Genomic DNA, 22,826 nt, shown 5'->3' on the forward strand with positions numbered 1-22,826 from the left:
CCAAAGTGCGGGGCAGTCCGGCAATGTCTTCTTCGGGGAATGCTGTAGTGCAGAGTCGGATATTCTTGAACGGCTGGATTGGGCCGAACCTGTCACAGATCGCGTACCCATCCTTCTCATAAAGTCGCACTTTGTGGCTGATGCTCTTAGATTTGGAGTTAGGAAACTGGGGCGATTGTCCGGGATGTTGATAGCAGTGACGGTTTTTTGAGTGAGCAAGCCTTTGATAGGAGTAGACCATCGACAAAACAGAACCCGATTGGTGCACATGAGACAACACCGTTGTTTCCGCGACTCCTTTCCAATGGATGATCTTTCAAGACAATTAACTTTGTTCAGAAGGCCTTGCACGCTGATCCAGGTCCAACACCGCAGGGTCAATCATGCGGTTTGTTGCGCTCATCTTGACAGAATTCCGCATGGCTTCGCTTCGCCGGAGTAGCCGCCGGAATCGCGCTTCGTCGAGCTCAAGCAATGTCGAAGGTGCCAACGCCCGAACATTTACGCGACGGGGCCGTTTTAAGAGCATGGCCAATTGCCCAAACATTTCGCCACGACCCAACCGCGAAGTATGTCTGCCGAGCTCCACCTCGACTGCCCCGGAAGCAATGAAGAATACGCTCCGGGCGAATTCATCTTGGGCAATGATGGTGTCACCCGCGTTGGCATAACGGGTACGCAGCGCTCTACTGAGTTTCCTCAATGAAGCTTTGTCGAGATCAGAGAACAGCGGGAACTGCCGGACCAGATCGCGTCCTTTGAGGGCTATGTCCAGAACCGGACGCCCTTCAGACAAAGCGCGTCGGGTCGCAACTTCCTGCATCAATACCGAATAGAGCTCTTCGCCCACCAGGCCGTCCTCGCGCATGACCGCGTATTCACGCTCTTCCAGTCGCAGTGCCGTTCGCCGGATGAACCGCCGCTCAAGCTTTTCGGCGTAGCCGGGGTACTGTAGCCGCAAGCCGTCAAGCGCTGTCTCAACCGCCTCGGATCGACGCGCCAACAGATCATCAAGCAATTCCGCAACCCGGCGGCCGTGGATTCGGCGTATGCGGCCACGGACGAACCCATCGAGATCCCGCAGGATCAGGCGTTGCATGAGCAATCTTTCAAACCGATCCGTTGTAATGCGAGTGAGTGGGAACGAGATTTGAAGCCGGTTGTGCAGAAACACGGCGATCCGAAAAGATCTGCCGTAAACGACGGATCGATTTGCCGCGCGCTGATAGCCGATCCGACCTCCGGTTCGTGCGCCTTCAATCAACCGATCAGCGTCGGACAGGATCTTCTCACTCAGAACCGATGACATGGTGCGCTCTCGCAGTCGGGCCAACACGGAATCCCGCTCTGCACCGGCCAGCGCAATAAGGCCCAGCGTGATCCGGTCACGATCAAGGATCTGCGCGTTGTCTTCGGCGGCCTTCACAGCCTCGTCGAGGCGTTCGCTAAATTGTTTGGCTTCGTTTCTGACGATATCGTGGGTCAAATCGTAGTTTTCTGCGGTACGGGACATGTCCTCGCGAACCGATTGCAAGGCAACCGCGATCACTTGGCGTGACAGTGCCGTATCAAGCGGAGAGAGCTTGTCGAGCCCCAGTTTTGTGATCACCGAGCGCAAGGTTGTTCCCTGAACAATCAGTGTAAACAGCGTAAAGCCTGTGGCCAGTATGCCGACCAGTCGCTTGGTCTCGAGCGGGATATGCGTGCTTTCTGTGACGGCCAGCGCCAGCGCAAGAGTTACAGCACCCCGCAGCCCACCCCACAGCATCGCGGTGCGATAGGGGCGTTCCACAGCTGGCGACAGACCGATTGTCGTGAGCAAGGGCAACAAACCGTACAAAACCGCGGCTCGCGCGAGTGTTGCGGCAAGAACCACGACGACCAGCAAGACGAAATCAGAAGGCCGAACCCCTTCCAGCAACCGTGGTATCAGCAACGCGGCAAGAATGAAGATCAGCGCTCCTGCCCAATGGGCTAGAAGATCCCATACTTCTTGCAGGTTGGTCCAAGCGAACGGGGACAATCGACCGGGGCCTGTCAGATTGAGAGTAAGGCCTGCCGCCACAACAGCGATGACGCCCGAAGCACCGATACTTTGTTCAGCAACGATATAGGAGAGATACGGTAGCGCAACGGAAACTGAAATCTGCGCCATTACCCAAAGGTCTACGAAAGCCATCAGCCAAACCGCCATGCGCGCCATGAGCCAACCGGTGAGTACTCCGCCCAAGATCAACAGCGGAAATTGCCCCATGGCCTCACTGAGTAAGGGATCGGGTCTTCCGAGCATGACAAAGCTCATGAATAGCCCGAAAAGAGCAATCGCTGCAGCATCGTTAAGAAGGCTTTCGCCCTCGATTATTCGCGAAAGCCTGCGTGGTGCGGAGATGGATCGAAAAATGTTGACAACCGCCGACGGATCAGTCGTCGACACAATAGCACCAATCAACAAGCAAGCGGCCAGTGGCAACGTACTTACCCAACTGAGCGCGTAGCCAATAGAAAGTGTAGCCACAATCACTGCCACAACGGCCATCATCATGATGGGCATCCAGTCATCCAGCATCCTGCGAAGGTTCATTCCGAGTGTGGCCTGAAAGAGCAACGTTGGTAGAAAAACATAAAGAAATACGTTGGATCGGATCGGCAGATCAATGATCGCTTGCGCCCCAGGGTTAAGCGCATCCGTCAGGTCAGTGTTGAGAAAAAAGGTCGCGCCAAGTCCGATCACCACCCCCAGGACAGCGAGAATAACGCTGAAAGGCAAGCGCAACCGAGCAGCCAGTGGCTCCGCCACGCCGATTACAACAAAAAGCGAAGTGATGATGGTCGTAATGACGACTATATCCATCAATACCTATTACCTGAGAACTCGAACTAAGGGAATCCAACCTTCAAACCGGATCGACCCTTTGGGATCAAAGTGTGACCTTATACTCGTCCAGAATGTGTGGTTGCAGCGAATGTTAGGAATGACGGGTGCAGTACGACACCTGCAAGGTAAGTGAACGGCAGGTTTGGGCCGTCCGCATCTGTGTGCGATTCACAGGCTCAAAACGCTGCGTTCGCTCCTACGACGGCTCCGAGCCCTTCAGTCCACACTTTGGGAAAGGGATAGACTCATTCAAGGATATCCATCGTAAACTTGGCAGACACATGGACGCTAATGATCTCAAAGGGCCCTGTTCCTGAAGTCAAAACCTTATGCGGGGTATTAGCTGGAATTACCAAAATATCGCCTTCGTTTACAATTGCCTCTTCGTCTCCAACAATAACTCGGGCTTGCCCCTGACGCACCAGATAAACTTCATCATATGGGTGCTTGTGCAATGGCGGTCCTTTGCCGGATTCTTTCACTTCATTAAAAAGAAACGAAATGCCTGTAGCAGCGTTTTGCCCTTCGAGTTTTCCGTTCCAGCCTTCGTCTGAGGCCCAATCCGTTCGCTGAAAAATGTTCATCGTAAATAACTACTCTCCTAAGAGATGTCCCTTACTTACAAATACAGCGTTACGTCCGATTTGTCTGCATAAGCGCCACATCAATTGACGCTTTGTTTGAAATGCCAGCCATGCTCTGATGCAATCATGAAGGTGAATAGACCTGCACTGGCCTACGGGGCTTTGTTGCTTGCAATGCTGATCAGTGCCGGGAACTTTTTGTTCGGAAATTTGGCGGTCAATGAGGTTCATCCGGTTGTACTGACTTTTTGGCGTTGCTTGATTGCAGCAGTATTTGTATTGCTACTTGTTTTGAGGGGACGGACCAATCCGTTCCAGCATTTCCAGGGCAGTTGGCTCCGTATCACAGTCCTTTCCTGCATAGGCGTGGTGGCAACGCCCTGGTTTGTCTATGCAGCACTCCGATCAAATGACCTGATAGATCTTGGCGCCGGATATACCAGTGTACCTTTGCTGACGATTCTGTTTTCTACACTGCTGCTTAACGAACGGTTGCGACCTGTCCAATATCTGGGTGTCGCAATTGCACTGATAGGAGCGCTGATTTTTGCATTTCGCGGTGATTTGGAAAATCTAGTCAATTTCGACCCGCATCTCGCCTTCCTGCTGATGATTGCCTCAAACGCCTGCCGTGGGCTCTACTTAGTGCTTCTTAAGAGATGGAATATGAAACCTAAGCCCGATGAGGGCTTGTTCGTGATTTTCGTCATTGGCATCGCGGTTTTGCTGCCGTTTGCTTTGTTCGTTGAAGCAGGTACTTCTCGCCCATTCGCCTATTCTTGGAAGGTCTGGGGCTCAATCCTGTTCATTGGAGTTGGAATGGGTGCCATTTACCTCCACTTGCTAAATTTTGGCACAAGTGAAGTTGGTGCGTCGACGGCTTCCTTGTTTGCATATCTTGTGCCGATATTCGTTCCGATCGAAGCCGTGACTCTAAGGGGCATGCACCTTCAACTCTATCAAGGCGTTGGTGTTGTGCTGATTATCGGTGGAGTGCTGATTGCAACGCGGCTGCACCTTCGACCAAGCCATGCGGACCATCCGCCCCATTGATGCAGGTGTTGCTGAAGGCCATGGGTTCAGCATCGATTTAGTTAGCGCATTTGGAATTGAAGTATCTTGCTCTACTGCGCAATCCGCCACAGACGACAATCAGTCTGACAAGACAGTTTTCCATTTCTAATACCTTTGCTTCACACGTCTACCCCTCGTCGACGACGCTCACGAAGCCGTCGACCGGTGTAAAGGAAGTACTGCACGAATTGGCAGGTGTTGGGGCTGACTACCCGGCATCACTGCGGCTTGGCGCAATTTTTGGATGGTGTATTATTGCAGCCACTGCGGTCTGCATTCGGAACTGGACCGGGTGGGACGCTATTTTGCAAAGTGTGATTGATGACTGTTACCAATGACCTCAAATGGCCAGAAGAGTACAGCGAACTTTTGCCTCTGGTAACTTCTCGTTGGAAAATTTCGGGTGAGATTTATTTTCACCGACAGTTAAGCGCGGGCAAGTCAGGTGCTCTTGTATATATTGTTGATATTTCGAGTGATGTCCTCAACGGGCAGGCTATTCTCAAGCTGGACAAATGCCCGGATCCACAGTGGAACGAAAAAACCGAGGTCCAACTGCATCGTGAAGCATTCGAAGCGGCCCCGGAGTTCGCGTCGAAGCATCTTGCCCGCATTGTTGGATCGGTGGAGCACGAAGGCAAAATTGCTATTCTCTCGACTGTGGTTGCCAGAGGATTGGAGTATTCTGTTCCTTGGAACGCTTGCGGGTACGAACTGGCACTGGATGTGCTTCAAAGGCTTGCAAGAAGCCTGTTTGAAGACTGGAATGCGGATTACCAGATCGCGCAGGGAATGCATGCGCCGCAGGATTTGCTTTCTAGTTGGCTCGGATACCGATTGGATCCCAAAGAGGGGCGTCTACACCATTTTTTGTCCGAGTCATGCAATCACGATCCCCTGGAACCGTGCTTTTCTTATGAGGGTCATTGGTACCCGAACCCGCTGGCATTCGCGCATAACCGTGATCTCCCAAGTCGATTGAACATTCGTGCTGCGGAAGGTCGCCTGCATGGCGACCTTCACGGCCAAAACGTTTTGGTTCGTTCGCACCAGCAGAGCGAACCGGATTATTATCTGATTGACCTCGCCATGTATCAGGCCAAGCAGTTCCTGTTTTATGATCACGCATATTTCGAGCTGGCGTACCTTTTGGCGCGGCGCGGAAATTGCCCACCGGCACAATGGGATGCCATTCTTGACGATCTGGGGCTGTTTCATCCAAAACACCACACGTTGGGGCTTTGGCAAGATGACGTTGGAATTGCCGAATTTGTCAGAACCCTGAGAACCGAGGCTATGAATTGGGTCGAACGGCACGAGAGCCATCGCCTAAGCTTTATGGAGAGCCAATACCTATTGGCACGAGTGGCCGCAGGTCTGAACTTCGCACAAAAGAGTATTGACCTAAGTTTGCGAAGCCACGCTTTTCTGTACGCAGCCCACAATCTCAAGGATTATTTCACGCTCAACAATGTCGACTGGCCCAAAAACGGACCAGTTTTTGGGTTTGACGCCTCCGCGCACCCCAAGTCGGATCCTCCTGTCGATCCCGATGCCACTTCACCCAAGACTGAACCGCCACTGGAGAAAGATCGGCTGCGCCGCCGTATGATGACCCAACTTCCGGCTCCGCAGAAACCGGTGATCGCGGTGTTGCCTCTCGAAAATCTGAATTCGCAAAGTGGCGTTGACGCTTTCGTATCGGGTATCAACCAGGAACTCATTACCGAGCTAGCCAAAGTGGACTGGCTGGCGGTGGTCTCCCCGACTTCCACGAAGTTCCTCACACAATCAGCCCTGACAGGAGAGGAGGTCGCGCAGCGCGCCGGAGCTGACTACTTGGTTGAAGGCAGCGTACTTTATGACGACGAACGTGTTCGCATCAACGCGCATTTGGTGGACACATCCACCGGGCATGATCTTTGGGCTGACCGGCTGGTCCGGAATATCGAGGATGTGTTTTCGTTACAGCAGGAAATCGCTTCGGCGGTCGTCGGACATATTGATTGGGAACTGAGATTTGACATGCGCGAACAAGCGCGGCTGAAACGAGGTGAGGTGAGTGTATGGGATCGGGTGCAGAAAGCGCTTTGGCATCTTTACAAGTTCACGAGCGAAGATACCGAGACAGCAGGCAACATACTGTCCCGAACAATAGATTTAACTCCAGACTACTCACTAGCGCATGCGGTTATGGTGAACACGCTTTTGCGGAAACTTCTCTTTCTTCAGGTGGAGGACCGGAAAGCAACCAAGGAGCGCGCCTTGCGTCATGCTGAACGCGCAGTGGCCCTGGATGATCAAGGCAGTTTTGCACATGCCAGCCTTGCGAGGATTTACTCGGTACTGAAGAAGCACGATGCCGCGAATGCCGAGGCCGAACTTGCGGTCAAACTCAACCCAAGCTCGGCCAACGCGCAATTGGTAGTGGGGATCGTGCGGCTCGCGAACGGTCAGCCCAAACTTGCTCTTCAGAGCATCGAGACAGCGATGCGATTTGGTACAGCCGGGCCGTATTACAAGGTTAAGTTGCTCGCCAAAGCTTTTTGTCTCTACCTTCTGGAAGATGAGTTGGACCAGGCTGAAGCATGTGCAAGGGCTGCTATGGAAGGCAGGTCGGTTGAACCGTTCGGCCACTATATTTTGGCGGCAATTCTGGCACGAAAATCGCGTGAAGATGAAGCCCGGCGGATTATAGAGTTAGGCAGTTCGATCCGCCCCCGGATGACAAAGGCCCGAATGAGATTGGCATTCGAAAACGTCGAGACCTCTGATCTCGACAAGTTCGTCGGAGATCTCGAAAGGGTTGGCCTACCTGATTGATGCGTAGCGAGAATCTGAGTTCGATGTAGTTGGCGACATCCATCGCGATCTACCGGTCAGACTCTCTGATCCGAATGGAAAAAAGGGGGCAAACTATTGTAAAACATTGAACAGGGATCAAAGGAAGTTGTCGAAACACAGCACTTGCTTCGCCAAAGATCTATCGTGCGGTCTGACCAAGAAGATGGTCCGGATGTTGACTCAGTTCAGGTTACCAACTGTCCAGATAATCCCGTCAATGTACACTTGCCGCCCATTCTTCTGTAGAATCATGTCGATCACACACATTATGAAGTGCGGATAGGGGCCAGAGTTCGTGATATCAGGGTATATTGTTCATTTGGGAGCACCACTTGAAACCCGATCTCAGCAAAAACGCGCTTGAAGCGACCGACTTCTTAAAGGCCATGGCGCATGACGGCCGGTTGCAGATCTTGTGCCTGCTTCTTGGCGGTGAGAAATCCGTCAGCGAAATCGAAACCACCTTCTCCATGCGGCAGGCAGCAGCGTCCCAACAATTGTCGCGTTTGCGCCTCGCTGGTCTGGTTGAGTCAAGGCGCGACGGGAAAAGCATCTATTACAGGATTGCGGATGAACGAGTGTTGGCGATTGTTGAGGTCCTGCACGATCTCTTTTGCAGCGAAGATGCGAAAAAGTGATCTGCAATTGATGAGGACATAAAGGGGCTGGATCAAATCGGATTGACGAAAACGAGCGCTCTTTGCTTGTCTTTTCTAAGCAACTAGTTTGAGACGATGGACTCAGTACGCCAACTCATCAGCTGGATGATTTAGTTTTTTATATTTTTGCCTTGTGACCAATCGGTGAACATAGCAACGTCGTGTCGAATTTTGGTTCAACCATAAGGAGGTAAGTCACATGGCTGGAAAATTTGAAATCTTTGAAGACAAGGCAGGAGAGTTCCGGTTTCGGCTCAAAGCCGGAAATGGCGAGATTATTTTGGCCAGCGAAGGTTATGTACAGAAAGCAAGTGCCGAGAAAGGTATTGAGTCAGTGAAGACAAATGCGCCAAATGACGACCGGTACGAGCGTAAGGAGACGAAGTCAGGCGGGTACATGTTTAACCTCAAAGCCAGCAACGGGCAGGTGATCGGCACCAGCGAGAGCTACACCAGTGCAACCGCTCGGGATAATGGAATTGAGTCCGTAAAACGAAATGCGCCAGACGCGCGTGTCGAAGACCTGACCTGATTTGATAAAGACTAAGCTTCGGCTGAGAGACATGCTCACCGAAGCACTGCACTGGTGGCGAAGAATCGCACTATCATATGCACCGCGCTAGCATAAAAAAGTAGAAACAAAAGCCAAAGCTCCAGAGAGTGGTTTGGAGTACCATCCCGGATCTTTCATCCAACAGGTCGAGAACTGCTGTCGACCCACTGCGGGCATTCAGATCCAAGTTCTGCAATGTTCGAGGTGCGCAACAAACGCACCGTTCATTTTCGGGCAGCAACGGCCGCGAGCAGCCCATAGCGGCCCTTCAAATCGGAGCTTTGCAGTTTCTTAGATGCGCGATCAAGCTGCCGGTTTTGCTAGCGCAACTTGGTTCCGGCACCGCTAATCTGGCAACCCTGCCCGGCGAAGCGCCTCAAAGTAACGTTCAGCGCCTTCAGAGCCTCCGTAGTCCACGTTGCTACGCCACTTTGAGATCGTTTCACCAGGTTCCATTTGCAGCATTTGCGTCAAAGCAGCAGACGCTTCTTCAGGTTCCCCAAGCATTGCGTGAGCAGCAGCCCTCGTGCTGTGAAGTGCGGCATAGTTTTTTGAGAAGCGCAAACCTGCCTCTGCGTAGGCGATAGCATCACGGTCTCGCCCAAGCATTACGCAAGAGGTGGCGGCACCTCCGGAAGCACCAACGAATACAGCCCCATATCGGCCCAACCGAAGCGCTGTCTGAAAACAGCCCAATGCCGTTTCAGGAAACCCGGCCCAGTTGTATCCCCAACCCATAAACAAATGCAGGCGGGCATCTAATGGCGCTCTTTGCCGGATTTGCTCAAGCGCCACGGAAAGTCGATCCGCATCCCTGTCTACGTTGTAGTCAGCCACGGCGACACTCAGATCAAGCGTTGGGCTTTGACCCGCCATCTGTCGCCCGGTCTCGATCCAGTTTGGCAGCTTCTCGTAGTAGGATGACAGTTCGCATCGAAGATCATAGGTTCTCGCACCATTCATTGTCCAAATAGCTTCGGCATAGGCGGCAGCGAGGGTTGGTTTGGCTTCGATGGCCCTAGCGTGGTACGACAACGTCTCTTTATAGCTGTCAATGCTGGCCTCCGACCATGTGATCATGCCCATCAAGACGCACTGTTCGGCAGTCAGCTCGTCTTCAGGTAAAGCAGAGAGCTTTGTGGTCAGCGACTGGATCAAAATCCCGCTAACGGCATCCAACAGCTTTTCTACAACCTCGTCTTGCCAATCAAAGATAGCATCGACCAAACCGTCGAATTTTTGAGTCCAGATTTCGGAACCAGAAGAGTCATTTAAGCGGGCTTCCAGGCGCAATCGGTCGCCGTGTCCACGCAGCACGCCACGAAGTGCATATCCCTCTGAAGGCTCCGCGGAGGATATCGCTGCGTTTAACCAGTTGATCGTTTGAAAATAAGAACCGAAATCTGAAGTGAGAGCAGCGGCCATTTCCTTTAGCTCAGTGCGTTCGTCGCTGCACGTGACAGGATGGATGGATAGCTTTGGCAAGCTCGTCTCTGTGAAAGAAGGTGAGCTATGCGATGCGCCAAGTTGCGGTCCATCATGAATCCACACATCCAGGCTGCGTTGGATGTTCTTGAGCTTCTTTTTCCCAACTGCTTTGAAAGCATCTGCCAGAGCGTGTTCAAGGTTCAAGTGTACGGGTTCAGAGATAGCGATGCCACCCGACGGCGCAATGCTCTCAAGTCGGGCGGCGATGTTTACGCCGTCACCCAGTATGTCGTCACCTTTTTCTGTGATGTCACCCACATGTACACCGATGCGCATGCTGATTAACGAGTGTTCAGTCAACTGCTCTTGTAGCTGCATTGCTGCGGTTACAGCTTGCGCCGCGCTGTCAAATTGCACCAACCAGCCGTCGCCCATGCTCTTCACGACACGACCTGACTGGCCTGCAATCGTTGGGGTGACGATGTCGCTTTCCAGGTGATCAAGCATGAGAATTGTGGCTTGCTCATCTTTATGCATAAGCGCCGAATACCCAACGACATCCGCAGCTAGTATCGCCGCCAACCTTCGTTGCAAATGTTGTCCCTTGTCCGACATGCGTTCGACGATAGATGATGCGGCCTTTTACTCCAACTGCCTGAATACAAAGTTCGCTCAGGGCTCTTTACTGACGCTCTACGCCCTTGGCTTCAGCGTCAGTTGGCAGCCCGAAGCAGGCATTCACAATCACGCTCTTCAGTTTTGCACCAAGCCATTCACTAGGACATGCGCGACGTTCAGGAAATCATGTTGTCTGCTGTAGCTGAAGCACTCTCGAATGACGTTAACGCGGACAAAGTAGCCGTTTGGTTTCACCTCCCAGTGACTCCTTTCGATGAAATGAAACTAAGACCAATAGAAAAGCACTTTCCCATTAGTTGGGGGATGGCCCACTCACAAACCACCCCCCAGCCGCACTGGACTGCAATTGTCCAGGACGGTTGACTAAAATCGTTCAATTGCGGTTTCCACTTGGCCGCAAAACTTATCAATATCGCGCTTTAGCATATCGCTTTCTCGGGTCTCATCTCTGACCGCAGATAGCTCATCTACAACAGCTCGCAAATCTTCTTCTGGAGCTGCCTCCGCGATGCGCTCCAAAGCTCGAATAAGGGCGGCCGTTACGAGGCCATTACCCCGGGCAGCGCGTCGCAGAGCTGGCATCGAGTCGTGAAACAGTGCCTCAGCCGTGATGGACGGGTAAATAACCCGCACGCTTCCGTCATCATCCCGATACACACCCGTGCAGAGCTTTGACGACCACGCTCGAGCCAGAGACGCCGACAGTCGGTCGATGCAGACTATTGCGGTAAACGTGTCGTTGACACCCGGTGACAACGCCCGAAGTGCAATTTCAACGAGAAGATGGACAGAAAAGCGGATATCTCCACTAGGATCTCGTGCAGGGATCAACGGAGCTGCCGCTTGCACCAGATCATTGAGGCTCTCTTCACTATCACCATAAACATTGGCTAAAGTGTCCGTTGGAACCATGAAGTCACCTGGCTGCACATCAAAAACGATGACTGCTCCTGCCTCCTTGGCCGCACTCACCAGACCTTCGGTATTGATCGAGTTCACATATCCGGTGCCCGAAGCCAAGACTTGCCTCTTGTCTCCCTCCTCAGGGACTGCCTCTGAAGATGGAATATCTGCACTGTTTTCGATTGCGGTGCTCACTTGGCGATCCAAGGCTGCAGAAATCCGCGCCGCCTCCTGATCAATAGTTACGCGCGTCGATACTGTATGAACGAAGAGCAGCAGCAAAAGAACTGAGATGATCGAATAGACTATTCCAATCGCAACGGCCAAATTGACCGATGTGTCATCGCGTATCAGCCACAAGATCATCAAGCTGTATAAAAACGTCGCTCCAAGTGAGCCAACTGCAATCTGATTCACCCTGTCTTCACCAAAGCGCTGCAAGAGCCTGGGTCCAATAGATCCCGCTGCCAAGGTGTAGACCAGCAAAACAATGGAATAGACCATGACCAACGCGGACATGGATGCTGCCGAGATTGCGCTTAGTACATCGCTCGCAGTACGATTAGAAACGCTTAGCCAATCGGAAGCGGACCAACTCCAACCCACGAGCGCCTGCTCCGTCTTGAAGACAATCCCAGCCACCAAAAGCCCTGAAAGACTTATGGCGGCAGGGATGGTTAGGAACCCGCGAAAGTACCTCAATAATTCTCTAGGTGTTTGCATTCCGGTCCCCATTCACGACACAAGCTTTTTTGACGAACCCAGCTTGAAGCTTTACGCGAACCGGTCGGCCGCTTCTTTCAAAGCACTCTGCATATCGCCCCAAGCTGCCTCGTAGCCCTCTTTGACATCTTCCCAGGCCTCGTCGCTGGTCGACTTCAACTCTTCGAGCTGCGTTTTTGCATCGGACCTTACCTTGTAGAGCTTACTAAGCTGCTCCTCGAGCTCGAGCTTGGCGTCCGCTTCAGCCACCTTCAGCTTGGCTTCGAGAACATCAATTTGAGCATTCCAGCTATCCAGTTGCAGCTGCGCCTTTTTCTCGTACCCAACACGTGTCATCATTTTTCCTTTCTTCTCAAACGGTGGTTCAGATCGAAGGGAGCCATCCATTAGGCCGCAACAATTGCCTTGAGCATCCAGACCGCTTCCTCATGCTTCGCCATTCTGGCGTTCATCAGATCCTCCGTAGCTCCATCGCCATAACGGGCGGCGGTCGCGGCGGTCTCACGCAGGTTCCGGGCAATCGCTTCGTGGTCTGCGACCAATTGTTTGATCATGCCCTCTGCGTCTTTGACCGTCTCTTCTTCGGTCAGCTTGGCTTGGCTAACCATGTCAGTGAACGAGATCGGTGCCACCTGACCCAACGCGCGCACACGCTCGGCTAATTCATCCGCAGCCTCGAACAGGTCGCGATACTGACGCTCTGTCAGTTCATGGATCGGCAGGAATAGCGGGCCCACGACGTTCCAATGTGTGCCTTGTGTTTTCACCATCAGGACCATGGTATCGGCCAGTACTTCTGTCACCGCGTTGGCGATCCAGGCGTTTTTGTCGATGCCTGTGTCGTTGGTTTCTTCCTGAAATTCAGACTTCAAGACTTGCTGTATCATTTTCACTCCGTTTCGTTGCTTGCGGAGTAGAATCTAAGGATGAAACATTAAAATACAAATAAAAACATATACTTAATGTATGTATCCGACACATCATGCAGCGCTTCATGATCCTGGGTATCCGGTCCAACATGCCAACAATGATGTAGACACGCAGGCCCAATGCCATACATGCTTGGAGTAACTGACGTAAGCTACTGAGGTCATGCCAGTGTCTGATCAAAATCGACCGCCCAAGCGCACGGAAAAACTGCAACTAATGCTAGACCTCGAAGAGCTTAAAGCCATCGATGATTGGCGGTTCGAGAACAGATTGCCATCCAGAGCGGCCGCAATTCGAGAACTCATCCGTCGCGGTCTGATTTCCAATGAGTTCGAAGAACCACCTACTGATGCGCCTTCCGGTGAGTTTCGTGTTGTGGATGAGTGACAGGAACATTCGCAGAGCCATGTGCGAAAACCATGTTTGATTAAGGTGATGTTCAATTCTCACCTTCGCACCGGTAGTTGACCAGCCTAGCGCGCCGCGAACACATTGGGGAAGATTAGGAAGGACTGTCTTCAGAACTAATTCTTGGCGCCAGACTATCCTTCACATCGGGACTGGCTCCCAACTCGCTCTTAGCGTCAGCAAGCGAAATTGCCTCATCTTCACCGACAGCAAGGACGGCAGTTTCAGGCGTAACCACCCTTGCAGGAGCGCTGACGCGAAATGCCGTCTTCTCGCCCTCGGGAACTGCGGACTTAGATAGAATTCGCCAAATCGTAAATAGGATCATCAGGCAATGCGCTGCGACGGTTGTAAGAAACAAACCCTGTGGCCCGAATGCTGCCATGGCGAAACCAGCGATCAACGGCCCTACAATTGAACCTAAGCCGAAGACCATCAAAAGGCCGCCTGAGACTTGGATGGACGTGCCAGGTGGTGCATGGTCGTTCGCGTGCGCAACGATGATTGGATACATCGCAAAAATTGCAGCGCCGAACATCCCGACCAAAGCAAGGTTCATGACCCGCGACTCCGGTGCAAGAAGGACAAAAGCCAGATCCGAAGCAAGAGCTACGACCGCTGTAAATAGTAAGACTTTACGCCGGTCCATTCGATCACTTGCAAATCCAATTGGAACTTGCGCAAAAGCTCCGGCCAAAACCGGAATACTTGCGAACAAAGCAATTGCAGTAAGTGATAGCCCAACGCGATCCGCATACACCGCAGCGAGAGTCCCAAAAGCTGCATTTGAAATGCCGACAAGAAAGACCGCGGCAACCGCAACCGGTGAGTTTCGCCACAATGCCGGTAGGTCGAGACGCACTGATGTCAGGGGTGCGGGCGATGCCGAGGTTGACAGGGCTGTTGGTATTAGCGCCAAACAATACACCATCGCGCCAATGGCAAAGAAGATGAAACCCGTTGCATCTCCCAGTGAGATAGCCATCTGACCGGCTGTGACCGCACCTAGGTTAACCATCGTGTAGACGCCAAAGACTGTACCACGCGTATTGGGTTCAACCTTGTCGTTGAGCCAAGATTCGACGATCATTGCCGCGCCCGCAAAACAAAAACCAGAAACCGCGCGCGACGGTATCCAAGCCCACGTTTCCACTACCAAAGCCTGGAAAAGGATCGTTACGGCAGCGAGAGCACACATTACGCCGAAGGTTCGAATATGCCCTACGGCTCCAACAAGCCTTGGTGCAATAAGGCATCCTGCAACGTAGCCAAATGCCCACCCCGTTCCTAAAAGGCCCAGAGAGCTGGCGGAAAAACCTTCGAAAGAGCCACGAACGGGAAGTATCAGACCATGGACACCACCTGCGAACAGAAGAAGCCCTGATCCAAGAAGCAGCGCTGATATCGGTAAGAGCTGTCGGAACATCGGTTCCAGCCTAATGTCAAACTGGGAAATGAGAAGCTATTTTGCGCGCAATCGGGTGTTCGCGAAGGTGATCAACGCTTTCTGTGCAGCAGCTTGGTCAACCTTTGGCAATCTACTTTTGCTACAACCACTTTGAGAGTTTGAACACGACGTAAAGTGCAATTCCGATGGCAGCCGAAGCCAGTGTCAGCGCCCAAAACGCAAAGGGCGCGCTCAAGTCGGGCATGCCAGCAATATTCACGCCAAATAGACCAGTCAGAAATCCAAGTGGCAGAAAGATTGCTGCCACGACAGACAAAAGATAGCCGTTTCGAGCAAGCGCATTCGCGTGCTCGGCGTTCATTTGCTCCTGAAGCGCTGTCAACCGGTCCCGGCTTGCATCCAGTTCCTCAAGTGTACGGCGAGTGCGGTTCGCGGTTTCATTGACCAATACAGATGCGTCGCTGTGAATTACGCTACTTCTCAATGAGGCTAAAGCATCAAGCGCATCGCGTTGCGGACTGATATAGCGCCGAAGTTTGATCACCGTTTGCCGCAATCGCGCAATGCGCTCTGGTTTGATTTCATTTCCTGTAAGCCCGATCTCTTCGAGAGAGTCTGTCTCGTCTTCAAGTTCAAGCGAGACAGCCTCAATCCGCTTTGTGAGCCCCGCAGCAAGTTCTGCCAAAAATACACCGACACTTTCTGGCCCGATACCGCTTTCGGTTTTTAGACGAAGACTGTCTGCTACCCAGACTTTGCGCACACAGGCAGATACGATGGTTCTTTCCGTGGCCCAGAGCCTTAGAGAAACCATATACCGCAGCCTACCATCCCCATAATCTGACCACCGAACTCCTCTGGCCAGGCCGGAGGTGTCAAAAAAGTTTCGAACAGTTCGACGTGGACAGTGTGCAGGTTATCTACCCGCGACAACTGGCTTGAAGCCTGATGCCAGCCGCAACACACGATGCCTATTTTGAGTGGGCGACTTTCCTCTATAGTAAAACTTTTCCGCGCTTGGGCCTGGGTTATTAGTCCCGATGATCCCGGCTTCGCCGTGCGGAAACGTGGCAAGGGTTATGCTGTCGTTCCGCATCTAGATGGTTGGCTTGGTGACAGGAAGGGCAAAGCGCAATGGCGATCTCAATACTCTCGCCGGTCTCGTAGTCAAAACAATGTTCCTGTCCACAGAGTTCTAGAACCTCCCCGCGTTGGATCAGTTCCGATACCGTGGCGCCGCAATGATCACAGAACCCATTTGCGAGAGCGGCTTTGAGATCGGGCAAATCCACAGTTTGTTGAAAGTTGCACTTTCTCTTACTCATATCCTTCCAAAACCCCACTCAACGTACTCAATCATATCTCGGCGGTGTCAGACTTCAAGGTTCGGCGATGAGATTGAGGGGGCTTGTTGTCTGGGTTCTGCCCTTCCTGTGAGCTGCGTTTTGGTTTCGGAATTAATCTAACTGGTATTCAACCAACGAAGTCCGCGAGGCTGCGAAGCTGTTTTGCGGCTTGGCCCGGCAACCCATCAACGTCGCTCTCATCAAATACCGCATAGGCCGCATATGCAAAGCGCGGCGCAGCCTCTATCAATGCGAGCCAGCCTTCCTCAAGCTCTGGCATAATCACGCGCTTGGGAAAGTACCCGACAGCGGGAACTGACTTTAGATACTGAAGGCCCAGGGTTCCGATACCAAGCTGAAGGCGCGGCGTGTCAAGCTCTGGAAAATTCAACAAATGGTCTGCCCGGAACTCAGGGCCCCAATCAATAAGGACATAGTTGTCGCTGTGAACAGTTGGAAGGGCCTGCGGGCCACTGGTGACAAGTACAAACTCATCTTCAAAGAGTTGTAATGCAGAGAGACTCGACACGCTTCGCGGTCGATACATGATTGCAAGGTCAAGTTTTCCTTCTTCGATCTCGCGCGTCAGTGTTTCGGAAGAAGCGGCTGATGCTCTGATTGCAACATCGGGCAGCGATGTCATTAGATCTGGCAACGCGTTGGTGAGATACCCGTCCCAAAGGCTAGGAGCTGCGCCTATTTCCAAGGCGGCCGTCATGGAGGCTGGAAGGCTCGCATCTAGCTTGGCCTGTGTCCAGGTGCGCACCAGAACCTGGGCATGTTTCAGGAAATGCCGCCCTGCAGGTGTCAGGGACGCTCCGGATTTTCCGCGTTCGAACACAGCCTGTCCAAGTTGATGTTCAAGCGTTCGGATGCGCATGCTCACTGTCGATTGAGTGACGTGAACTTTGTTCGCTGCATCGAAGAAGGTACCCGTTTCAACTACCGCGAGGAAAGTTCGAGCAAGTTCAATGTCCATCTGCTACCTATTCGATTTTCCGATATTATCGGCGAGAAAAATTCGTTATTCAACAAGATACATCTGTGCCATATCCCCCACGTAGCGCGAAAGTGCCCCCATCAGATCAGAACGCTAATCAACAGTTCTCATTTTGTAGTGGAGATCCCGAGCTGAGGAACCGTTGCAATCTGAATCCTGTAGATTTGCCACCAACACCGGAGCGCTGCACCAACCCCACAATGGGCGAGAAGCCCATTTTCTCATGGAGAAAACAAAATGAGTCGAGTTTCTATTGTTGCTCTTCTCTCTTCGCTGTTTGCTGTTCCGGCATTCGCCATGCCCGCTGATCTTGACATGGACGGTGATGGCCTGGCGTCGCTGGCAGAGCTTCAGACCAAGTATCCTGAAGTCTCGGATGATCTCTTCCTGGAGATCGACGCAAATGCCGATGGTTTCATCAATGACGACGAATTGGTTGCCGCCGTTGACGCAGAGCTTCTCCCTAGTCCTGCAGGGGATCAGTAAGCAAAGGTCGTCACGGTTATGAGGAAGCCCATCCCACCCCATAAATGGCTGCTTGCCGCGATGGGTATCTGGTTGGCTCTGTCCCCATTTGTTCTGTTCCTTGAAGAAACTCTGGTGCAGGGCATGGCTGAACTCGAATCTCTCGCCTTCATGGCCGTTGGCATTGGTGTTCTAGTCATGTCCGGCGCTGACGGCCGGAGTCACCTTCTCGCACGGGTGGCTCCGGTATCGGTACTGGGGATCGCTCTGACCGCCGCTCCTGCGGCACTGAACTTTACCGGCCACTTTGTAGCAGTGGCCAACGCATGGCTGACGGGATCGGCGCTGATAGCGCTTGCTTTTTGGGAGTTAGTTGCGAGCCGCAGATTACGTGCAATCGCGTAAGCCGGCGCGGGGCAGGCAACTGCCCCGCGACTTCGGCCTGTGGATCGAATGGTTGAATTTCTCTTCCTATGTCAAATATCGGTACTCCACTATCTCACTACTAGGTAGTAGCTCTTGTTTTCATCCGACTGATTGATGTGCCACGAAGTTTTACCTTTTCACTAGCTCGGGCACTTCAGTTGCCCGAGCGCGCGCGAATGAGGAACAAAGAATGACGATCTCAAGTATTGTCGAAGCACAGGACCTGAAAAGACGCCCTTTCTGCGACGCTGACACAACCGTATTCGAAGCAGCGGTCACAATTGCACTGTTGGAAGTGAATGCTCTCGCCGTACTTAAGGATGAGAGGTTGGTCGGGATTATCACGGACCACGACGTGCTGCTATGCCTCGCAGATTCAGGGTCCTCCTTTTACGAGCAAACCGTGGATGACTGGATGACTGAGAAACCAATCACATGTGCGGCTGGCTCAAAGCTTTTAACTGCTCTCAATCTGATGGCGAAACACGACATCCGAAACTTGGTCGTCACTAAACGCGGCGAGCCGCATTCCGTCGTGAGCAGCAAAGAGATACTGGCACGGATTCATGAGGAAGACGAATTGGAGCTGAAAGTGTTGCGCGACGAGGCGCGCAATTCACCTGATCGATCTGTTGTTTGAGACGTATAGGCAATAGCGGAATTGAGCAAAGCCCGAACGCCCGCCCAAATGACAGGTAATCAGTATGCGCAGGCTGCTGCGCTTCCCTTTCGGCTGTCTAAACACTCAAAGCCCAAAGTTCTCTTGGTGACATCCAGAGACACTGGACGCTGGGTTCCACCTAAGGGCTGGTTGATCAAAGGAAAGAAACCCTGGTCAACGGCGAAAATCGAGGCGCGGCAAGAAGATGGTGCTATCGGTGCAATCTCCAAGACACCGCTTGGAACCAATGGTTATGAGAAGCTTCTGGACGACGGTACGACCGATGATTGCCACGTCAAGCTCTACCCTATGTTTGTTCGAAAACTCCACAAACAATGGGACGAGAAACACGAACGCAAACGACGCTGGTTTTCCCCAAAACGTGCCGCCCGGCAAGTAGATGAACCTGAGCTCAGCCAAATGATCCTGATGCTCTACAAGCCAGACGATTGGATTTGCGAAATGGTGCAGAAACAAGGGCGAAGTTAGGGGTTTTTCGGCCCGTGAGGCGGTGCGGTTCCGGCAAATTGTCGTTCTTCGATCCGTTTCAATCAGCACCTTTTCACTGTTCTGAGTGTTTTCCGTTGCGGTCGGATTTGTATCAACTGAAGAGGTGCCAATAACCACATCTGTGCGCATACGAAGATTGCGTCGGGGGTAGGGAACTTCAATACCGTTGGATTTGAACTTGTTCCACACCCGCAGCATGACCTCGCTTTCCACATTTCTGATCTTGTCCATTGTGCCGTTACCCGTGAGATGTGTTCAACTCTGTCACCGCTCCACTAAGAGAAGAACTTGATTTGAGGTTGGTCTCATCCAAGCTGCCATCGGCACCTGTGAGGTGGAACGCTCCGCTTCAGCCTGCTGGACTGGTCTCAGTCATCTTTTCTTAGCCGTTCTGCCATCTCAGAAAATCCTCGTAATTCGGCGTGTTCGAGTGGTGTAGTTCCGTTTCGATCGGCAAGCGATCGGTCAGCACCCGCTGCCAACAGTGCATCCAGAACTGCAAGATGATCCGGGCCGCCGTCGCCAAGCACAACGGCTTCGATAACTGCTGTCCAGTGCAGGTTGTTCACATGATCCAGAGGCGCGCCAGCAGCGATTAGCCGCCTGACAATCTCAACATGACCGAGATGCGCGGCCGCAATCAGAGCCGTTCCTTCATAAGGGCTGGTCGTTAGGCCTGGATCGTTGCCCAATTCGATTGCGAGTGTCATCAATTCTGGATCATTTGCAACGGCCGCTATCGTGACCACGTCGTAGGCCTGACCCTCAAGTGCGTTCATGTTGGCGCCAGCCTCAGCCAGTATACTCAATGCCTCGTCCTCTGAAGCAAACGCGGCCACATGGGCTGGTGTGCGGTCCCGCGAGTCCCGCGCGTTGACGTTTGCCCCTGCCGCAACGAGTTGCCGGATCATTTCTTCGTTGCCGGTGTGAGCGGCTGCGAAGAAACCGTCGTATTGCGCGACCTCATCAGCCGAAGGCGGTGCCTGCGCCGTGCTTGCGCTGGCGGCAAGACCCATCACGAAGGCAAATAGTAAAAAACGAAACATGGCCGATCCTATTACCTACATATTGGTCACCTATAGTAGTAGCGGAAGCATTCGATGTCATTTTCCATTCAGGATCAGAATCCTTTCACGGGAATTGATTTCGCAAAGTCATTGGACAGACGGGCTGAGTTTGCCGACAGTCGCGTCATGGAACTGACAGACACCACACCTGTCCACCTGATCCACGTGGACCCTGACGTCAACATGGCGCGGTTCTACGGAATAGAGCTGCAGCCGACACTGTTTGGGGAAGTCGCGGTTCTTCGTACCTGGGGACGCATTGGCACAAACGGGCAAGCCATGATGGTGACTTACGAAGACGAAGCCGAGGCTGCCGAGGTGCTCCAAAAACTCGAAAACCAAAAAAGCGCCGTCGAGGGTATGTCCCGGTCGGTGAGTGACTTCAGGTTGCAATCTGTTTCCGTAGCAAATCCCGAGCCTGTCGTCTCGTGACCGGGCTCTAGTTTCAGCCGGCATATCGGCTTCCACCCAGAACACCCCAGCATGATCTCCCTGACGCAATAGCCCCTGAACCGTCTCAAGCGAGCCGGGGCAGGGGCTTTGGGTCATGGTCGGTCCAAGCCGAGGTGATCTGCCCGTTCGGGTGACGATCCCTTTTGCGCTCCCGCAGGATCAAAGATCCTTTGGCTTCTTTTGTTGGTCAGGCGGGATTTGGACAAGCCAAACGCCACCCGACGTCAGGGGGAAGGCGCGGCCTCCCCCCTCGGACAAGACAAATAGACAAGACCGTGTCCTCGCGCGGGGCGCTGCGGGCCGCACCACTCTTGTCGATTTGTCCTGTCTCGCCCCTCTCCGCGTTCGCCACGGGGCAGGTTTTAGAGACGACGCCCTTTCAGGGCTCGGCTCAAAACCAGCACCAAAAGGGATCAGCCCCGAAGGTCTCATCACAAAGGAGAGACGGTTTTGAATATCGAAGCGGAAAAAGACATTGAGAATGACACGAGCCTTCAGGCGACAGAAATCGCGGCCCAGAATGACCTGTTTCGGAAAGCCCTGATCGACCCAAATGCGGCGATTGAGATGCAGTCCAAGGGCATTCAGGGACAGGTGTTCGTCACGCCCGGCGTGTCCGGCGAAGGGATGGAGTTCCAGGCCGCAGCTTTGAAGGCTGTGGCATCGGATGACCAGTTTGACGAAGGCAATGACCCTTACGGCGATCACACATTTGGAACGGTGACAATCAGCGACCAAAAGCTGTTCTGGAAAATCGACCTCTATGACGCGGATTACAAATACGGGTCCGACCGCCCGTTTGACACGGCAGTGACGCGCCGTGTCCTGACCATCATGTGCCCCAGCGAATACTGAGACCAGCCCTGTCCCAACCGGGCAGGGCCTGCATGCGCAACCCGCGCAGGAAAGGAGGTGAGTTTATGCCTGCAAAGATTATCGAACAGCGAACACGTGAAGCTGTGGAATTGCTCAAGAAGGGAGGCCTGTCAGCCAACATCGCGCTCCGCTTCTTGAAACAACACGCAGCCGCCTAAGCGGCCCCGCTCTACCCCGGAAGGGGTAGGGCACCCTTAACACGAAGCGAAGCACTCAAACAAGGATTTGCCCCATGAGCAAAGTCGAAACATTCACCGCACCGGAAACCATTGAAACCATCGCCCTGTCCGATCTCTACCTGTCCGATCTGAACCCACGACAGGACGTTGCCGAGGAAGGTATCGCCTTGCTGGCTGACAGTCTGATCATGTGTGGCCTGATCCAGAACCTCAGCGGTCTGCGCGATGCCGATGGCAAAGTCGCCATCGTTGCCGGTGGCCGCCGTTTGCGGGCGCTGAATATCGCTGTGACCGAACGTGCCGATCTGGCACAGGTTCCCGTGAAGGTCACGGATAATCCCTTTGTGGCCGAGCAATGGGCCAATGCGGAAAACACCGCCCGTGAGGAACTGGACCCGGTGGACGAAGTCCGCGCCTATGGCAAGATGGCCGAGAAATCCCTGTCTGTTGCCAAGATCAGCAATGCGTTTGGCGTCACCGAAGCCCATGTGCGCCGCCGCCTTGCACTGGCGGGGTTGCCCGCCGCCGTTCTGGACGCGCTCAAAGCCGGTGAGATCAGCATGGGTCTGGCGAAAGCTATGACCGTCAGTACCGAAGACGAGAAAATTCTGCAGGTGCTGGAACAGGCCAAGGAGTGCCGTTGGTTCAGTGAGCATGATGTCAAACAGGCGCTTACGTCGGAGGCCGTCAGCAGCACCAACCGCAAGGCCGTGTTTGTCGGGCAGGGTGCTTATGTTGAGGCGGGTGGCACCGTCACCGCTGATCTCTTTTCCGATGAAACTCTGTTCGACGAAGGCGATTTACTGGATCATCTG

General features: G+C 53.1%; 22 protein-coding genes. 11 read left to right on the forward strand and 11 right to left on the reverse strand.

Annotation, left to right across the window (positions count from 1 at the left end; translation table 11 throughout):
• Positions 1–325: 325 nt before the first annotated feature.
• Both ACR0DE_RS20740 and ACR0DE_RS20745 read right to left on the reverse strand, forming a co-directional pair.
• A complete protein-coding gene (locus ACR0DE_RS20740) occupies positions 326–2,851 on the reverse strand; it encodes a cation:proton antiporter (protein ID WP_480755130.1) in 2,526 nt (841 codons plus the stop codon).
• A gap of 269 nt (positions 2,852–3,120) precedes the next feature.
• Positions 3,121–3,459, reverse strand: coding sequence for a cupin domain-containing protein (locus ACR0DE_RS20745; RefSeq protein WP_480437332.1), 339 nt, complete (start codon positions 3,457–3,459; stop codon positions 3,121–3,123).
• A 126-nt stretch (positions 3,460–3,585) separates the two neighbouring features.
• Between ACR0DE_RS20745 and ACR0DE_RS20750 the strand changes: the two genes are divergently transcribed.
• The 4 genes from ACR0DE_RS20750 to ACR0DE_RS20765 all read left to right on the forward strand — a co-directional run bounded on the left by ACR0DE_RS20750 (position 3,586) and on the right by ACR0DE_RS20765 (position 8,568).
• Positions 3,586–4,512, forward strand: a complete 927-nt coding sequence (locus ACR0DE_RS20750; protein WP_480755132.1) for a DMT family transporter — start codon at positions 3,586–3,588, stop codon at positions 4,510–4,512.
• Between the two features lie 342 nt (positions 4,513–4,854).
• Complete coding sequence (locus ACR0DE_RS20755) at positions 4,855–7,356, forward strand: phosphotransferase (protein WP_170683969.1); 2,502 nt, start codon at positions 4,855–4,857, stop codon at positions 7,354–7,356.
• Positions 7,357–7,709: 353 nt separating this feature from the next.
• Complete coding sequence (locus tag ACR0DE_RS20760; RefSeq protein WP_370644467.1) at positions 7,710–8,015, forward strand: ArsR/SmtB family transcription factor; 306 nt, start codon at positions 7,710–7,712, stop codon at positions 8,013–8,015.
• A 220-nt stretch (positions 8,016–8,235) separates the two neighbouring features.
• A complete protein-coding gene (locus tag ACR0DE_RS20765; protein ID WP_170683971.1) occupies positions 8,236–8,568 on the forward strand; it encodes a YegP family protein in 333 nt (110 codons plus the stop codon).
• A 366-nt stretch (positions 8,569–8,934) separates the two neighbouring features.
• Here the strand turns inward: ACR0DE_RS20765 and ACR0DE_RS20770 are convergent, their stop codons facing one another.
• From ACR0DE_RS20770 to ACR0DE_RS20785, 4 genes are all read right to left on the reverse strand, one after another.
• Positions 8,935–10,632 (reverse strand): adenylate/guanylate cyclase domain-containing protein, encoded by a 1,698-nt coding sequence (locus ACR0DE_RS20770; RefSeq protein WP_480755136.1) that lies wholly within the window; start codon positions 10,630–10,632, stop codon positions 8,935–8,937.
• A 387-nt stretch (positions 10,633–11,019) separates the two neighbouring features.
• Entirely contained in the window at positions 11,020–12,294 is a 1,275-nt protein-coding gene (locus ACR0DE_RS20775) for a DUF2254 domain-containing protein (protein ID WP_480755138.1), read from the reverse strand.
• A gap of 39 nt (positions 12,295–12,333) precedes the next feature.
• Positions 12,334–12,621: a sll1863 family stress response protein gene (locus ACR0DE_RS20780; protein WP_171106037.1), complete on the reverse strand. Its 288-nt coding sequence runs from the start codon at positions 12,619–12,621 to the stop codon at positions 12,334–12,336.
• A 47-nt stretch (positions 12,622–12,668) separates the two neighbouring features.
• Positions 12,669–13,169, reverse strand: coding sequence for a Dps family protein (locus ACR0DE_RS20785; protein ID WP_480437321.1), 501 nt, complete (start codon positions 13,167–13,169; stop codon positions 12,669–12,671).
• A gap of 211 nt (positions 13,170–13,380) precedes the next feature.
• On the opposite strand from ACR0DE_RS20785, the gene ACR0DE_RS20790 reads away from it, so the two are divergent.
• Positions 13,381–13,599: a hypothetical protein gene (locus tag ACR0DE_RS20790; protein ID WP_152456637.1), complete on the forward strand. Its 219-nt coding sequence runs from the start codon at positions 13,381–13,383 to the stop codon at positions 13,597–13,599.
• A gap of 115 nt (positions 13,600–13,714) precedes the next feature.
• Here the strand turns inward: ACR0DE_RS20790 and ACR0DE_RS20795 are convergent, their stop codons facing one another.
• The 3 genes from ACR0DE_RS20795 to ACR0DE_RS20805 all read right to left on the reverse strand — a co-directional run bounded on the left by ACR0DE_RS20795 (position 13,715) and on the right by ACR0DE_RS20805 (position 17,353).
• A complete protein-coding gene (locus ACR0DE_RS20795; protein ID WP_480437318.1) occupies positions 13,715–15,046 on the reverse strand; it encodes an MFS transporter in 1,332 nt (443 codons plus the stop codon).
• Positions 15,047–15,167: 121 nt separating this feature from the next.
• Positions 15,168–15,893 (reverse strand): CorA family divalent cation transporter, encoded by a 726-nt coding sequence (locus ACR0DE_RS20800; protein WP_480755149.1) that lies wholly within the window; start codon positions 15,891–15,893, stop codon positions 15,168–15,170.
• A 608-nt stretch (positions 15,894–16,501) separates the two neighbouring features.
• Positions 16,502–17,353 (reverse strand): LysR family transcriptional regulator, encoded by an 852-nt coding sequence (locus ACR0DE_RS20805; protein WP_480437311.1) that lies wholly within the window; start codon positions 17,351–17,353, stop codon positions 16,502–16,504.
• Positions 17,354–17,611: 258 nt separating this feature from the next.
• On the opposite strand from ACR0DE_RS20805, the gene ACR0DE_RS20810 reads away from it, so the two are divergent.
• The 3 genes from ACR0DE_RS20810 (at position 17,612) to ACR0DE_RS20820 (ending at position 18,905) form a co-directional block, all read left to right on the forward strand.
• Positions 17,612–17,860 (forward strand): EF-hand domain-containing protein, encoded by a 249-nt coding sequence (locus ACR0DE_RS20810; RefSeq protein WP_480437309.1) that lies wholly within the window; start codon positions 17,612–17,614, stop codon positions 17,858–17,860.
• Positions 17,861–17,878: 18 nt separating this feature from the next.
• On the forward strand, positions 17,879–18,244 hold the full coding sequence (locus tag ACR0DE_RS20815; RefSeq protein ID WP_480437307.1) for a hypothetical protein: 366 nt from the start codon (positions 17,879–17,881) through the stop codon (positions 18,242–18,244).
• A gap of 211 nt (positions 18,245–18,455) precedes the next feature.
• Positions 18,456–18,905, forward strand: a complete 450-nt coding sequence (locus tag ACR0DE_RS20820) for a CBS domain-containing protein (protein WP_480437305.1) — start codon at positions 18,456–18,458, stop codon at positions 18,903–18,905.
• A 195-nt stretch (positions 18,906–19,100) separates the two neighbouring features.
• Here the strand turns inward: ACR0DE_RS20820 and ACR0DE_RS20825 are convergent, their stop codons facing one another.
• Positions 19,101–19,667, reverse strand: a complete 567-nt coding sequence (locus ACR0DE_RS20825; RefSeq protein ID WP_480437303.1) for a hypothetical protein — start codon at positions 19,665–19,667, stop codon at positions 19,101–19,103.
• 137 nt (positions 19,668–19,804) lie between these two features.
• Complete coding sequence (locus ACR0DE_RS20830) at positions 19,805–20,482, reverse strand: ankyrin repeat domain-containing protein (protein WP_480437301.1); 678 nt, start codon at positions 20,480–20,482, stop codon at positions 19,805–19,807.
• Positions 20,483–20,536: 54 nt separating this feature from the next.
• Here ACR0DE_RS20830 and ACR0DE_RS20835 point away from each other — a divergent pair, with 54 nt between their 5' ends.
• From ACR0DE_RS20835 to ACR0DE_RS20845, 3 genes are all read left to right on the forward strand, one after another.
• On the forward strand, positions 20,537–20,935 hold the full coding sequence (locus tag ACR0DE_RS20835) for a WGR domain-containing protein (protein WP_480437298.1): 399 nt from the start codon (positions 20,537–20,539) through the stop codon (positions 20,933–20,935).
• A gap of 471 nt (positions 20,936–21,406) precedes the next feature.
• On the forward strand, positions 21,407–21,811 hold the full coding sequence (locus tag ACR0DE_RS20840) for a DUF3768 domain-containing protein (protein ID WP_480755145.1): 405 nt from the start codon (positions 21,407–21,409) through the stop codon (positions 21,809–21,811).
• Between the two features lie 253 nt (positions 21,812–22,064).
• The coding region (locus ACR0DE_RS20845; RefSeq protein ID WP_480755147.1) for a ParB/RepB/Spo0J family partition protein at positions 22,065–22,826 on the forward strand (762 nt) is incomplete at its 3' end.

This window comes from Ruegeria sp. C10 (genome assembly GCF_056537805.1).